We start from the raw sequence: 15,358 nt of genomic DNA on the forward strand, positions 1-15,358 counted from the left end.
CTTGTAATTCCAACAACAAATTTAACGACAGGCGTTTGCACATGACTCTTCGAATCGCAATCAACGGTTTTGGCCGTATTGGCCGTAACGTCCTGCGCGCACTCTATACCCAAGGCTATCGTCAGGATCTGCAGATCGTCGCCATCAACGATCTGGGGGACAGCGCGATCAATGCCCACCTGCTGAAATACGACACCGTCCACGGCACCTTCGACGCCGAAGTCCAGCACGACCAGGAAAGCCTGACCGTCAACGGTGACCGCATCGCCGTCAGTGCCATCCGCAACCCGGCCGAACTGCCCTGGGCCGCGGAAAAGATCGACGTGGTCTTCGAATGCACCGGCCTGTTCACCGACCGCGCCAAGGCCGCTGCCCATCTCACTGCCGGCGCCCGCAAAGTGATCATCTCGGCCCCGGCCAAAGGCGCCGACGCCACCGTGGTCTACGGGGTCAACCACGACATCCTGCGCCAGTCGCACCAGGTCATTTCCAACGCTTCGTGCACCACCAACTGCCTGGCCCCGGTGGCCCAGGTGCTGCACCGCGAGCTGGGCATCGACAACGGCCTGATGACCACCATCCACGCCTACACCAACGACCAGAACCTCACCGACGTCTATCACAGCGACCCCTACCGCGCCCGTTCGGCCACCCAGAACATGATTCCGAGCAAGACCGGCGCCGCCGAAGCCGTGGGCCTGGTGTTGCCGGAGCTGGCGGGCAAGCTGACCGGCATGGCAGTGCGGGTACCGGTGATCAACGTATCCCTGGTGGACCTGACCGTGACCCTCAAGCGCGACACCACCGCCGAAGAGGTCAACGCCCTGCTCAAGAGTGCCAGCCAGCATTCGAAGATCCTCGGCTACAACACCCTGCCGCTGGTCTCCAGCGACTTCAATCACAACCCGCTGTCGTCGATCTTCGACGCCAACCACACCAAGGTCAGCGGCGGTCGCTTGCTCAAGGTGCTGGCCTGGTACGACAACGAGTGGGGCTTCTCCAACCGCATGCTGGATAACTGCCTGGCCCTGTGCAACGCGGAATAAAACGGATATTCGTCGATGATCGGTATCAGTTTTACCCAAAAGACCATGGCGGCGCGCAAGCGCATCGCCCTGGTCGCGCATGACCACTGCAAGGTCTTTATGCTGGACTGGGCCGAGCGGCAGAAGTCACGCCTGGCCGAACATGAACTGCTGGCCACCGGCACCACCGGGCTGCTGCTGAGCAAACGCCTGGGACTGCCGGTGCAAAGCATGATCAGCGGCCCTCTGGGCGGCGATCAGCAACTGGGCGCGCAGATTGCTGAACAGCGGGTCGACCTGCTGGTGTTTTTCTGGGACCCCTTCGAACCCCAGCCCCACGATCCGGATATCAAGGCCCTGCTGCGCGTGGCGGCGGTGTGGAACATTCCCGTGGCCTGCAACGAGTGCAGCGCCGACTACCTGCTCAGCAGCCCACTGATGAGCCAGGCCCATGAACACCGGATTCCCGACTACCAGGCGTACCTGGCCGCTCGGGGATAAATCACACAAGGCTTGACCATTGGCGCAGATGACAATCATTATCATCTGCTGCAAAAATGGATCAGGCCTTGCTGTGAGTCAATCGCACTTCAACCACGTCTTCCTCACTCAACGAATTTCTCTGCTGCGAACGCTGGAGCGGATGGTCAACAACCACAGCACCGCCGAAGACCTGCTGCAGGAAACCTATCTGCGGGTGACCCGCGCCCTCAGCGAGCGGCCGATCACCCACCTTGAGCCCTTCGTGTTCCAGACTGCACGCAACCTGGCGCTCGACCACCTGCGGGCCCGGCGTATCCAGGGCCGCACCCTGCTGGAAGATGTGCCACCGGAGGTGGTGGAGAGCGTCGCCGCTCCCCTCAGCAGCGCCGAGGACGCAGCCCACGCCGAGCAATTGCTCGAACGCCTGAACCTCAGCCTCGGTCAGCTCAGCCCGCGCCAGCAGCAGATCTTCATCCTCAGCCGCCTGCACGGCCACAGCTATCAGGAGATCGCCGACGCACTCGGGGTGTCGCTGAGCACCGTGCAAAAGGAACTGAAATTGATCATGGCCATCTGCATCGGCGTCGCCGAACGTCTCGACGGCCAGTGAGTCTCAACCGCTGAGCACAATGACTGCGTCAGCCCCAGGCCTTTGTTAACCTTGGCCGGCTTTCGCTCTCTCTTGAAAAAACAGCTGCGCACAGACGCCGCCGAGGAACACCCGTGACGGATTTTCACAGCGCCGAGCCGCCCACCCCTGCCGGCTCGCACTCAAGCACCCTTGCCATGGATCAGGCGCTGGATTGGCTGATCGAGCTGGAACATCCGAACGAGGAACACGTGCGCCAGTTTCATCAGTGGCTGGCGGCTTCACCGCTCAATGCCCAGGCCTTCGAAAAGGCCCAGGCCATCTGGAACGGACCGCAAGTGGCGCTCTGTGCACAGGCCCTGGCCGCCCCTGCACCAAAGGTTTCACGCCTGGCTCGCCTGCGCCCCCACTGGAAGCCCCTGGCCACCGCCGCGGTGCTGGTGCTTGGGCTGTTCAGCTTCAGCAACCTGCCCCTGCGCCTGCAGGCCGACCACCTGACCCTGGTGGGTGAACGCCAGCGCCTGCAACTGGAAGACGGCTCGAAAGTCCTGCTCAACACCAACTCGGCGTTTTCCAGCCAGATCAACGATCACCAGCGCGTGGCTCGGCTGTACCAGGGCGAAGCCTTCTTCGAGATCCCGGCGACTCTCGGCCGGCCCCTGGAACTGGACGCCGGTCCGGTCAAGGCCAGCGTGGGCGACACCGCCTTCGCCGTGCGCTATCTGGACGGCATCGCCCAGGTCCAGGTGCAACGCGGCGATATCGACCTGCGGGCGACCCACGCAGACCAGCGCATTCGCTTGAGGGCCGGAGAAAGCGTACGCGTCGGCCCTCAGGGGTTTGAGCGCCCGGCCAAGCTCGATGCTGGCAAGGACCTGGCCTGGGTCGAGGGGCGCCTGGTGTTCGAGAACTGCCCCCTCAATCAGGTGCTGGCGGAACTGCGACGTTATTACCCGGGCTGGATCGTCAACAACAACGAGCAGTTGGCAAGTGTTGCGGTCACCGGCAACTACCGCCTGGACCAGCCCCTGGATGTGTTGCGTTCCCTGGCCCATATCACCTCGGCGCGACTCTCGGAATTCCCGGCGCTGGTGATTCTCAACTGAGAATAATTATTTTTACGCGATAGCCATGGGTCATACGTCTCGTTATAGCCAATGCAACTGATTCGCATTTTTAATGCGTGTCTGCACCTATAAGATTCGTGCGACCCGGAGCGCTCTCGATGTCCCCTCGCCTCAACAGCCGATCCTCTGTTCCCTGTACCCGTCTGCAGAACTGCACGCTGTCGCTGCTCACCGCAGCGATCCTGCTGGCCGGCGCTCACGCCACTCCTGTCATGGCCGCCGATGCCCCGGCGCCTTCCAGCCAGCGCATGGGCAACTACAACTTCGCCATTGCCGAGCAACCGCTGGTCTCGGCGCTCAATGCCTTTACCGCGGTCACCGGCTGGCAAGTGGGCCTGCCCGCCGAGCTGGGTTCCGGCGTTGCCTCCCCCGGCGTACGCGGCTCGCTGCCGCCGGAAAAGGCCCTGGATCGGCTGCTCAGCGGCACCAGCCTGAGCTACCGCAAACTGGGCAACAACAGCATCGTCCTGGAGAAGCGCAGCGGCGCCAACGTGGTGAACCTGCAGCAAGTGACCATTAGCGCTACCCGCCAGGAGCAGGACATCAACTCGGTGCCGAGCACCGTGAGCGTGCAGACCCGGGAAGAACTGGACCGCCAGAACGTCAACACCATCAAGGAGCTGGTGCGCTACGAGCCTGGGGTGTCCGTCGGTGGTGCAGGTCAGCGCGCAGGACTCAGCGGCTACAACATCCGCGGCATCGACAGCGACCGGATTCTCACCCAGGTCGATGGCGTGGAAGTGCCGGATCACTTCTTCAGCGGTCCCTACGCCAAGACCAACCGCAACTATGTCGACCCGGAAATCGTCAAGCGCGTGGAAATCCTCCGTGGCCCGGCCTCGGTGCTCTACGGCAGCAGCGCCATCGGCGGCGCCGTCAGCTACTACACCCTGGACGCCGACGACATCATCAAACCCGGTCAGGACGTTGGCGCGCGCCTGAAGAGCGGCTACAGCTCGGCTGACGAAAGCTGGCTGAAATCCGCCACCGTCGCCGGCCGGGCCAGCGACTTCGACGCCCTGCTGCACCTGAGCCGGCGTGATGGCCACGAAACCGAGTCCTATGGCAGCAACAACGGCACCGGCCTCAACCGCACCGCCGCCAACCCGGAAGACGCCCGCACCACCAACGTCCTGGCCAAGCTCGGCTGGAACTATGCACCGGATGCTCGCCTGGGCCTGACGTACGAAAAGTACAAGGATGACCGCGACACCAACCAGAAAAGCGCAGTAGGCGGCCTGTTTCTCAACGGCGTCGGTCAGAACTGGTATCGCTCGCGGGTCGGCAACGACACCATCACCCGTGAGCGCTTCGGCCTGGAAAACAGCTTCGCCGTGCAATCGCCGATCGCCGACCAGATCAAGTGGAGCCTGAACTACCAGATCGCCAAGACCGACCAGACCACGTCCGAGCGCTACAACCCGGTCTCGGTGTTCTCCCCCAACGCCCGCGACGTGCTGCGTGAACGGCAAACCCTGTACCAGGAAAAACAATGGGTATTCGACGCGCAACTGGACAAGGCTTTCACCCTGGGTGAAACCGATCATCAACTGACCTACGGTACGACCCTCAAGCAACAGAAAGTTACCGGCTCGCGCTACGGCACCGCCACCTGCCTGAAGGTCGGTGCCGGTTGCACCGCCATCGGCGCGCCAAGCCCGAACGCCGGCGACAGCGTGAAAAAATCCAGCGACTTCCCGGACCCCACCGTCAGCACCTACAGCCTGTTCGCCCAGGACCAGATCAGCTGGAATGCCTGGACCTTCACCCCTGGCCTGCGCTACGACTACACCCAGCTCAAGCCGAAACTGACCCAGGAGTTCCTCAATGTCGCCAACCCTACCGGCAACTTTCCGGTCAGCGACGACAAGAAGACCTGGCACCGGGTTTCGCCCAAGTTCGGCCTGACCTACGCCTTCGACGAGCACTACACGGCCTATGGCCAGTATTCCGAGGGCTTCCGCACGCCGTCGGCCAAGGCGCTCTACGGCCGCTTTGAAAACCTCGCCACCGGGTACGTGGTCGAGCCCAACTCCAACCTCAAGCCAGAAACCAGCAAAGGTTATGAAACCGGCCTGCGCGGCAACTTCGACGCGGGCTCCTTCGATGTCTCGGTGTTCTACAACCAGTACCGCGACTTCATCAACGAAGACGCCATCACCGCCGGCGCACTGCAATCGGTGATCCAGAGCAACAACATCAAACACGCCACCATCAAGGGCGCCGAAGCCAGGGGCCGTCTGAACCTCGATGCCTTCGGTGCACCACAGGGCCTGTACAGCATCGGCTCGCTGGCCTACGCCTACGGTCGCAACAATGACAACGGCGAGCCGATCAACAGTGTCAACCCGCTCAAGGGCGTATTTGGCCTCGGCTACGACCAGGACAACTATGGCGCGCTGCTGAGCTGGACCCTGGTCAAACGCAAGGACCGGGTCGACAACAGCACCTTCAAGGCCCCGGATGGCCGCGCCACCAGCGGTCAGTTCAAGACACCGGGCTACGGCATCCTCGACCTCAGCGGCTTCTACAAGGTCACCGATGACCTCACCGTGAACGCCGGCCTGTACAACCTGACCGACAAGAAATACTGGAACTGGGACGACGTGCGCGGCTACGACAGTGTCGGTGAGGCCGGACAAACCGCACCCGCCAACCTCGACCGCCTGACCCAGCCCGGCCGCAACTTCTCGGTCAACCTGGTGTGGGACATCTGACCCCAAACCGCCTCACTGCCCTTTTTCATCCGGGGCAGTGAGGATTTTTTACTGTGTCGCGTCTTCTTGTTCGTCTAGTCACTAAGTGCCTCTCATTCTCAAGGACATCTGCATGACCTCCCAGGATTCCTCCCAGCGTCATCACCTGCGCTCCCAGCGTCTGAACCAGATCACCCACGAGCCCCATTCCAAGCTCGACGCCCTGGTCAAGGCCCACGCACCGTTTGAAACCCAGGGCGCCTTCGCCCGCTTCGTGGTCGCCCAATACCTGTTCCAGTCGGAACTGGTGGACCTGTACAACGATGCCGAACTGAACCGCATCGTGCCTGACCTGGCCGAGCGCTGCCGCGCCGAAGCGGCCAAGGCCGACCTGGCGGACCTGGATACTGAAGTGCCAGCACCGGTAGCCGGCGCCGTGCGCAACCCGAGCAAGGCCGAAGCCCTGGGCTGGATCTTCGTTTCCGAGGGTTCCAAGCTCGGCGCCGCGTTCCTGATCAAGCGCGCCGTGGGCCTGGGCCTGAGCGAAACCTTCGGCGCCCGGCACCTGGGCGAACCGGCCGGTGGCCGTGCCGAAGGCTGGAAGACCTTCACCCGCATCCTCGACGGCCTGGAATTCACCGCCGAAGAAGAAGCCGCTGCGGAAAAAGGCGCCCTGGATGCCTTCAACCGCTTCACCGTACTGCTGGAGCAGGCTTACTCCAGCGCCGCGCAACCGGCCTGACCCCGACGTTGTGGGCACGGTGGCGGCTGACCCCTCTGCCCTGCCCACAGCGGTATTTTGTCGGCCGGCATCTTCCCCGGATTGAGCCACACGACGCGTTACCTCATCATCGAAGCCATGACCCCCACTCGCCCCTCCTCGTCGAAAATATCCCGCCTGCTGTTTGGCGTGCTGGCCTATATCAGCCTGGCTATCGGCCTGATCGCCATCGTCGTACCGGGCCTGCCGACCACCGAATTCATCCTCCTGGCCGCCTGGGCCGCTACCAAGAGTTCGCCACGCCTGAGTGCCTGGATGGAGAACCACCGGCTGTTCGGCCCGATCCTCTGCAACTGGCGTAACGGCCGGATTGTCAGCCGCAAGGCCAAAGTCAGCGCCACCCTCAGCATGCTGCTGTGCGCCGGCCTGATGCTGACCCTGCTCAATCATCACTGGACGATGTACGCCGCCATCGCTGGCATGACCCTGGGCAACCTGTGGATCTGGTCGCGCCCCGAAGCCCTGCCGCAAACCTGCACCCCGCCTCTGTAACAGCCCGCTTGCCGGGCAGAGCGCCCTCAGCATTGGCATGAAGTTCACGGACCTTTTCGCTGGTAAGCCGGCGCCTACGCGGCGAAGGCCTCATACCTACCGTTCGTCGGCTAAACCTCACGCAAAAGCAGGCCAAGCCGATGTTCCAAACATGGCGCTGAAAGGACTTGGCGACCGGAATCAACCGATTCCGTGCTTACCATCCGTCCTTTCGCGAGATCGCCTCATGTTCGACTCTCTCTCCATCCGCCTGAAAATCGTGCTGTTGTCCGGACTGTGCCTGTTGGGCGTGGTGGCGCTGATCGTCGGCATGAACATCTATCAAAGCCAGCAGAACAACCAACTGGTCAACACCTCCAGCACGCAGATGCTGACGGCCGGTGTCGAGGACCTGTTGCAGGCCAAGGCAGCCGAACAAGCGGCACACATTCAGAAGACCTTCGGCGAAAGCCAGCTGGTGATCACCGCCCTGGCGGATCAGGTCCGGGACTTGCGAGACCTGGCCAACCAGCGCGGCCTGGATGCTGCAGCGCTGCGCGAAGAACTCAACCGCAGCCTGAAAACCGCCTTCGAGCGCAACCCCAAGGTGCTCGGCATCTGGCTCGCCTATGAGCCCAATGCCCTGGATGGCAAGGACAGCGAGTTCGCCAACGATGCCACCCGGGCCTCCAACGAGCGCGGACGTTTTGCTAGCTACTGGAGTCGCGCCGGCGGCCAGCAACTCAATACCGTGATGGCTGAGGAGGACATGACCAAGACCACCCTCAACCTCAGCGGCACACCCTACAACATCTGGTACACCTGCCCCCGGGACACCCGACGCATCTGCTTGCTCGATCCCTATGCCGACACCATCGGCCAGGACAAGAAACAAGTGCTGATGACCACCATCTCCCTGCCCCTGCTGGTGGACGGCAAGGTGCTGGGGGTGATTGGCGTCGACATCGCCCTGGACTCCCTGCAAGCCGCCGCTGTCGAGGCACAGCGGGACCTGTTCGACGGAGCCGGGCACATGATGATCCTCGCCGGTAGTGGGCTGCTGGCCGCTGTCGGCACCGATGCCGGCCAGGTCGGCAAGAACATCAATGAAACCCTTGGCGCCCAGGGCAAGGACATCCTCGCAACACTCAGCGGTAGCCCATCGAAAATCCTCCAGCAAGGCGACCTGATCCGCGCGGTCTATCCCTTCAGCCCGATTGCCGATGCCAAGGCCTGGGGCGTGACCATCGACCTGCCACAACAGGTACTGCTGGCGGACTCGGTCAAGCTGCAAACCCTGCTGGATCAAGCCCAGACCAGCGGCACCCTGAAAACCCTGCTGGTCGCCGTCGGTGCCGGCCTGCTGGGCCTGCTGTTGATGTGGCTCAGCGCCTCCGGCGTAACCCGGCCGATCAACAGCGTGGCGCAGATGCTCCAGGCCATCGCCAGCGGCGACGGCGACCTGACCCAGCGTCTGAACTACAGCAAGAAAGACGAACTGGGCGAGCTGGTGAGTTGGTTCAACCGTTTCCTCGACAAGCTGCAACCGACCATTGCCCAGATCAAGCAAAGCATCATCGAGGCCCGCGGCACCGCCGACCAGTCTTCGGAAATCGCCCGCCAGACCAGCGAAGGCATGCAAGTGCAGTTCCGCGAGATCGACCAGGTGGCCACCGCCTCCAACGAAATGAGCGCCACCGCCCACGAAGTCGCCAGCAGTGCGTCCAACGCCGCCCAGGCTGCCCGTGGCGCCGACCAGTCGGCCAAGGAAGGCATGAGCATCATCGAACGCAGCACCCGGGACATCAGCCTGCTGGCCGACGAGGTGAGCAAGGCGGTGGGTGAAGTCGAAGCCCTGGCGGTGAGCAGCGAGCAGATCGGCTCGGTGCTGGAGGTGATCCGCAGCATCGCCGAGCAGACCAACCTTCTGGCCCTCAACGCCGCCATCGAGGCGGCCCGTGCCGGCGAAAGCGGCCGCGGCTTCGCGGTGGTCGCCGATGAAGTGCGCAACCTGGCCAAGCGCACCCAGGACTCGGTGGAGGAAATCCGCGTGGTGATCGAACGCATCCAGAGCGGCACCCGCGATGTGGTCAGCACCATGCACGCCAGCCAGAGCCAGGCGCAGAACAACGCCGGACAGATCCAGCAAGCGGTCCAGGCCCTGGGCAAGATCAGCGACGCGGTCACCGTGATCAGCGACATGAACCTGCAGATCGCCAGCGCCGCCGAGGAGCAGAGTGCTGTGGCCGAAGAGGTCAACCGCAACGTCTCGGCGATTCGCAGCGTGACCGAAACCCTCACCGAGCAAGCCAGCGAGTCGGCCCAGGTCAGCAGCCAGCTCAATGCCCTGGCGACCCAGCAGATGAAGCTGATGGATCAATTCCGGGTGTAACACCAGGCCTTGCCCCCAAGGTCAGGGACGCTGTCGCTCAAGGACGATCGACAGCGGCGCCTGTTGCATCACAACTTCAGCAAGCCGCTGTACAACCCGTAAGCCGCCAACAACGCCCCCATGAGCACCGCGCTAAAAATCAGCTTCTCCAACGCCGTGAACAGCGGCTCGCCCTGCTCGCGCTTGGCCTTGGCGAACAGCACCACGCCGGGGGCGTAGAGCAGCGCCGACAGCAGCAGGTACTTCAAGCCGCCGGCGTACAACAGCCAGATGGCGTAGCTCAGGGCCACGACGGCGATGAACAGGTCCTTCATCCGCTCCCGGGAGGCTTGCTCGTAGGTTTCCCCACGGCCGCTGAGCAACACCGCGTAGGCCGCCGACCACAGATAGGGCACCAGGATCATCGACGATGCCAAATAGATCAGGCTGGTATAGGTGCCGGCGGAAAACAGGGTGATCAACAGAAAGATCTGGATCATCACGTTGGTCAGCCACAGAGCATTGACCGGCACATGGTTGGCGTTCTCCTTCTTCAGAAACGCCGGCATGGTCCGGTCCCGGGCGGTCGCGTAGAGAATCTCCGCGCACAGCAGGGCCCAGGACAACAGCGCCCCCAGCAGGGAAATCGCCAGACCAATGCTGATCAGCAAGGCGCCCCAGGGGCCGACGATATGTTCCAGCACCGCTGCCAGGGAAGGGTTCTGCAGCTTGGCCAGCTCCGGCTGGCTCATGATCCCCAGGGACAGCACATTCACCAGCACCAGCAGCGCCAGCACCCCCAGGAAGCCGATCACCGTGGCCCGTCCGACGTCCGCGCGTTTCTGCGCCCGGGCCGAGTAGACGCTGGCGCCCTCGATGCCGATGAACACGAATACCGTGACCAGCATCATGTTGCGCACCTGGTCCATCACCCCGCCAAAATTCGGGTTGCTGCGGCCCCAGATATCGCGGGTGAAGATGTCGGCCTTGAACGCCACGGCCGCAATGACGATGAACATCACCAGCGGCACAATCTTCGCCACCGTGGTCAATTGGTTGATGAACGCCGCCTCCTTGATCCCGCGCAGCACCAGAAAGTGCACGGCCCACAGCAGCAATGACGCACAACCGATGGCCACCGGGGTATTGCCCTGGCCGAACACTGGGAAGAAATAGCCCAGGGTACTGAACAGCAGGACGAAGTAGCCGACGTTGCCCAGCCAGGCACTGATCCAGTAACCCCAGGCGGACGAGAAGCCCATGTAGTCGCCGAATCCGGCCTTGGCATAGGCATAGACTCCGGAATCCAGCTCCGGCTTGCGATTGGCCAGGGTCTGGAAAACGAACGCCAGGGTCAGCATGCCCACAGCGGTAATTCCCCAGCCGATCAGCACCGCACCGGCATCGGCCCGGGCGGCCATGTTCTGCGGCAGGGAAAAGATCCCACCGCCAATCATGGAACCCACGACCAGAGCGATCAGTGCACCGAGTTGAAGCTTCTGCGCCGGTTGTGTCATCCCTACCTCTGCCTCAGTGAGTCGATCTGGCGATAAACCTGAAGTTTATTAAATAACGTCTACAAATGTGCGTCTAACAGTAACAGTCAATTAATCATCCTTTATCCGCACTGGCTTTAGATACCCTGCAGAAGGCACTGAATAACCGAGTGTTTTGTTCTGTAAGTGTACTAAGTGCCATCATCAGCAAGTGATTATTAAACACCGGTAAAGATTTGCACATTCTGCAAAAGGGTCTAGTTTCAAACATCGTCGGTAATGAGAACCCCTACTGATTAGGAGATCAAAAAGCGTCTGGAATGGCCCTTTCAGGGCAGCATTCTACCTCCCGCAATAAATCTTAAGTCATTCATTCACAACGGAATGTAGCGATGAACTGATCTAAGTCAGCTGTTCGGATTGCCAGCAGATTTACTCTGAAGTCTCTCTTCTCCTGCATTGGAGTCACGCAATGTCTGAATCCCCCGGTAAACTAAGACTGGGCGCCTTAGTCGCCCTGGTAGTGGGTTCCATGATTGGCGGCGGGATCTTCTCCTTACCGCAAAACATGGCAGCCAGCGCCGATGTCGGTGCAGTTCTTATTGGTTGGGCAATTACCGCTGTCGGCATGTTGACCCTGGCATTTGTCTTCCAGACCCTGGCCAATCGCAAACCTGATCTGGACGGTGGTGTATATGCCTACGCCAAGGCCGGATTCGGCGACTACATGGGCTTCTCGTCCGCCTGGGGCTACTGGATCAGCGCCTGGCTGGGCAACGTCGGCTACTTCGTCCTGCTGTTCAGCACCTTGGGCTATTTCTTCCCGATCTTCGGCGAGGGCAACACCCCGGCCGCAGTGATCGGCGCCTCGATCCTGCTCTGGGCGGTGCACTTCCTGGTGCTGCGCGGCATCAAGGAGGCGGCCTTCATCAACCTGGTGACCACGGTCGCCAAGGTCGTACCGCTGCTGCTGTTCGTGCTGATTGCCCTGTTCGCCTTCAAGCTGGACATCTTCACCGCCGACATCTGGGGCGTGAAAAACCCGGACCTGGGCAGCGTGATGAACCAGGTGCGCAACATGATGCTGGTCACCGTCTGGGTGTTCATCGGCATCGAGGGCGCCAGCATCTTCTCCTCCCGGGCGGAAAAGCGCTCGGACGTGGGCAAGGCCACTGTCATCGGCTTCATCACCGTGCTGCTGTTCCTGGTGCTGGTGAACGTACTGTCCCTGGGGATCATGACCCAGCCGGAACTGGCCAAGCTGCAGAACCCGTCCATGGCTGCCGTACTGGAGCATGTGGTGGGCCACTGGGGCGCGGTGCTGATCAGCGTCGGCCTGATCATCTCGCTGCTGGGGGCGCTGCTGTCCTGGGTGCTGCTGTGTGCGGAGATCATGTTCGCCGCGGCCAAGGACCACACCATGCCGGAGTTCCTGCGCCGCGAGAACGCCAACCATGTACCGGCCAACGCCCTGTGGCTGACCAATGCCATGGTGCAGATCTTCCTGGTCATCACTCTGTTCTCGGCCAGCACCTACCTGTCGCTGATCTACCTCGCCACCTCGATGATCCTGGTGCCCTATCTGTGGTCCGCGGCCTACGCGGTGCTGCTGGCAGTGCGCGGCGAAAGCTACGAACAAGCCCTGGCCGAGCGCAAGAAGGACCTGATCATCGGCGGCATCGCCCTGCTCTACGCGATGTGGCTGCTGTATGCCGGCGGGGTCAAGTACCTGCTGCTCTCGGCCCTGCTCTACGCCCCCGGCGTGGTGCTGTTCGCCAAGGCCAAGATGGAACTGCACAAACCGATTTTCACCAACGTCGAGAAGCTGATTTTTGCCGCGGTGGTCATAGGCGCCCTGGTGGCGGCCTACGGGCTCTACGACGGCTTCCTGACCCTGTAACACCGCCTTTCAAGCAACACCCGATTGTTTTGTCTCTGGAGGATCACAGTAATGACCACGGAAAAAGTTAAGTACGGCGTCCATTCCGAAGCCGGTAAACTGCGCAAAGTCATGGTTTGCTCCCCAGGCCTGGCCCACCAGCGGCTGACCCCGAACAACTGCGACGAACTGCTGTTCGATGATGTGCTGTGGGTGGCCCAGGCCAAACGCGACCATTTCGACTTCGTCACCAAGATGCGCGAGCGGGACATTGATGTGCTGGAAATGCACAACCTGCTGACCGACATCGTCGCCATCCCCGAAGCCCTGGACTGGATTCTGGAGCGCAAGATCACCGCCAATCAGGTCGGCCTGGGCCTGGTCAACGAAGTCGGCTCGTGGCTGCGCAGCCTGGAACCACGCAAGGTCGCCGAGTTCCTCATCGGCGGCGTCTCCGCCGACGACCTGCCCAGCAGCTTCGGCGGCAAGACCATCGAGATGTTCCGCGACTTCCTCGGCCACTCCAGCTTCATCCTGCCGCCGCTGCCCAACACTCAGTTCACCCGCGACACCACTTGCTGGATTTATGGCGGCGTAACCCTGAACCCGATGTACTGGCCGGCGCGACGTCAGGAAACCCTGCTGACCACCGCCATCTACAAATTCCACCCCGAGTTCACCCACGCCGACTTCCAGATCTGGTACGGCGACCCGGACCAGGAACACGGCAATGCCACCCTGGAAGGCGGCGACGTGATGCCTATCGGCAATGGCGTGGTCCTGATCGGCATGGGCGAACGCTCATCGCGCCAGGCCATCGGCCAACTGGCACTGAGCCTGTTCAAGCACAAGGCCGTGGAACGGGTGATCGTTGCCGGCCTGCCGAAGTCCCGCGCGGCCATGCACCTGGATACCGTGTTCAGCTTCTGCGACCGCGACCTGGTCACAGTCTTCCCGGAAGTGGTGAGCCAGATCGTCGCCTTCAGCCTGCGCCCTGACGAAAGCAAACCGGGTGGCATTGACGTGCGCCGCGAAGAAACCAGCTTCCTCGACACCGTGGCCAAGGCCCTCAACCTCAAGGCCCTGCGCGTGGTGGAAACCGGTGGCAACAGCTTCGCTGCCGAACGCGAGCAATGGGACGACGGCAACAACGTGGTGGCCGTGGAGCCGGGCGTGGTCATCGGCTACGACCGCAACACCTACACCAACACCCTGCTGCGCAAGGCCGGGGTCGAGGTCATCACCATCAGCGCCGGCGAACTGGGTCGCGGCCGTGGCGGTGGCCACTGCATGACCTGCCCGATCATCCGCGATCCGATCGACTACTGAGCCTTTAGACGACACCCTCTCCGACCGCGCCTACCCGGCGCCGGTCGGACCGATTACCGAATCCGAGGAAATTAATCATGGCGTTCAACATCCACAACCGTAACCTGCTGAGCCTGGAACACCACACCCCACGCGAACTGCGCTACCTGCTGGACCTGTCCCGTGACCTCAAGCGCGCCAAGTACACCGGCACCGAGCAGCAGCACCTCAAGGGCAACAACATCGCCCTGATCTTCGAAAAGACCTCGACCCGCACCCGTTGCGCCTTCGAAGTGGCCGCCTATGACCAGGGCGCCAACGTCACCTACATCGACCCCAACTCGTCGCAGATCGGCCACAAGGAAAGCATGAAGGACACCGCCCGGGTGCTGGGGCGCATGTACGACGCCATCGAGTACCGCGGCTTCAAGCAGGAAATCGTCGAAGAACTGGCGAAATTCGCAGGCGTCCCGGTGTTCAACGGCCTGACCGACGAATACCACCCAACCCAGATGATCGCCGACGTGCTGACCATGCGTGAACACGCCGACAAGCCGATCCACGAGATCAGCTACGCCTACCTGGGGGACGCCCGCAACAACATGGGCAACTCGCTGCTGCTGGTGGGCGCCAAGCTCGGCATGGACGTGCGCATCTGCGCGCCCAAGGCCCTGTGGCCCCATGACGACCTGGTGCAGCGCTGCAAGCAATACGCCGAGGAAAGCGGTGCCCGCATCACCCTCACCGAAGACCCGAAGGCCGCGGTCAAGGGCGTGGACTTCATCCACACCGACGTCTGGGTCTCCATGGGCGAGCCGGTGGAAGCCTGGGCCGAGCGCATCGAGCAACTGCTGCCGTATCAGGTCAACGCCCAGCTGATGAAAGCCACCGGTAACCCGCGGACCAAGTTCATGCACTGCCTGCCGGCCTTCCACAACAGCGACACCAAGGTGGGCAAGCAGATCGCCGAGCAGTATCCGCACCTGGCCAACGGCATCGAAGTCACCGACGACGTATTTGAGTCCCCGGCCTGCATCGCCTTCGAGCAAGCGGAGAACCGCATGCACACCATCAAGGCGATCCTGGTTTCGACCCTGGCCGACCTCTAACCCGCCTCCCCTGCAGGTGCTGG

General features: G+C 62.1%; 12 protein-coding genes. 11 read left to right on the forward strand and 1 reads right to left on the reverse strand.

All coding sequences use genetic code 11. The annotated features are described in order from the left end of the window. Positions 1-41: 41 nt before the first annotated feature. The 8 genes from gap (at position 42) to PFZ56_RS28500 (ending at position 9,564) form a co-directional block, all read left to right on the forward strand. Positions 42-1,046, forward strand: coding sequence for a type I glyceraldehyde-3-phosphate dehydrogenase (gene gap, locus PFZ56_RS28465; protein ID WP_102880664.1), 1,005 nt, complete (start codon positions 42-44; stop codon positions 1,044-1,046). 15 nt (positions 1,047-1,061) lie between these two features. Continuing rightward, positions 1,062-1,526, forward strand: a complete 465-nt coding sequence (locus PFZ56_RS28470; protein ID WP_170001698.1) for a methylglyoxal synthase — start codon at positions 1,062-1,064, stop codon at positions 1,524-1,526. Between the two features lie 73 nt (positions 1,527-1,599). After that, entirely contained in the window at positions 1,600-2,118 is a 519-nt protein-coding gene (locus PFZ56_RS28475; RefSeq protein ID WP_102860591.1) for an RNA polymerase sigma factor, read from the forward strand. A gap of 113 nt (positions 2,119-2,231) precedes the next feature. After that, positions 2,232-3,203 carry a FecR domain-containing protein gene (locus tag PFZ56_RS28480; protein ID WP_110594843.1) on the forward strand — a complete coding sequence of 324 codons (972 nt, stop codon included), beginning with the start codon at positions 2,232-2,234 and terminating at the stop codon, positions 3,201-3,203. A gap of 119 nt (positions 3,204-3,322) precedes the next feature. After that, a complete protein-coding gene (locus PFZ56_RS28485; RefSeq protein ID WP_110594845.1) occupies positions 3,323-5,941 on the forward strand; it encodes a TonB-dependent receptor in 2,619 nt (872 codons plus the stop codon). A gap of 112 nt (positions 5,942-6,053) precedes the next feature. After that, a complete protein-coding gene (locus PFZ56_RS28490) occupies positions 6,054-6,662 on the forward strand; it encodes a biliverdin-producing heme oxygenase (RefSeq protein ID WP_102860588.1) in 609 nt (202 codons plus the stop codon). A gap of 117 nt (positions 6,663-6,779) precedes the next feature. Further along, positions 6,780-7,193 (forward strand): YbaN family protein, encoded by a 414-nt coding sequence (locus PFZ56_RS28495; protein WP_102880668.1) that lies wholly within the window; start codon positions 6,780-6,782, stop codon positions 7,191-7,193. Positions 7,194-7,419: 226 nt separating this feature from the next. Further along, the gene (locus PFZ56_RS28500) at positions 7,420-9,564 is read left to right on the forward strand and encodes a methyl-accepting chemotaxis protein (RefSeq protein ID WP_123394098.1); all 2,145 of its coding nucleotides are present in this window, start codon (positions 7,420-7,422) and stop codon (positions 9,562-9,564) included. Positions 9,565-9,632: 68 nt separating this feature from the next. Here the strand turns inward: PFZ56_RS28500 and arcD (PFZ56_RS28505) are convergent, their stop codons facing one another. Further along, complete coding sequence (arcD, locus tag PFZ56_RS28505) at positions 9,633-11,060, reverse strand: arginine-ornithine antiporter (protein ID WP_110594852.1); 1,428 nt, start codon at positions 11,058-11,060, stop codon at positions 9,633-9,635. A 451-nt stretch (positions 11,061-11,511) separates the two neighbouring features. Here arcD (PFZ56_RS28505) and arcD (PFZ56_RS28510) point away from each other — a divergent pair, with 451 nt between their 5' ends. From arcD (PFZ56_RS28510) to PFZ56_RS28520, 3 genes are all read left to right on the forward strand, one after another. After that, positions 11,512-12,939 (forward strand): arginine-ornithine antiporter, encoded by a 1,428-nt coding sequence (gene arcD / locus PFZ56_RS28510; protein WP_115580751.1) that lies wholly within the window; start codon positions 11,512-11,514, stop codon positions 12,937-12,939. Between the two features lie 51 nt (positions 12,940-12,990). Further along, positions 12,991-14,247 (forward strand): arginine deiminase, encoded by a 1,257-nt coding sequence (arcA, locus tag PFZ56_RS28515; RefSeq protein ID WP_102860582.1) that lies wholly within the window; start codon positions 12,991-12,993, stop codon positions 14,245-14,247. A gap of 77 nt (positions 14,248-14,324) precedes the next feature. Then, positions 14,325-15,335, forward strand: a complete 1,011-nt coding sequence (locus PFZ56_RS28520) for an ornithine carbamoyltransferase (protein WP_015636749.1) — start codon at positions 14,325-14,327, stop codon at positions 15,333-15,335. Positions 15,336-15,358: the final 23 nt, after the last annotated feature.

It is taken from the genome of Pseudomonas danubii, from assembly GCF_042980055.1.
Lineage (GTDB): Bacteria > Pseudomonadota > Gammaproteobacteria > Pseudomonadales > Pseudomonadaceae > Aquipseudomonas > Aquipseudomonas danubii.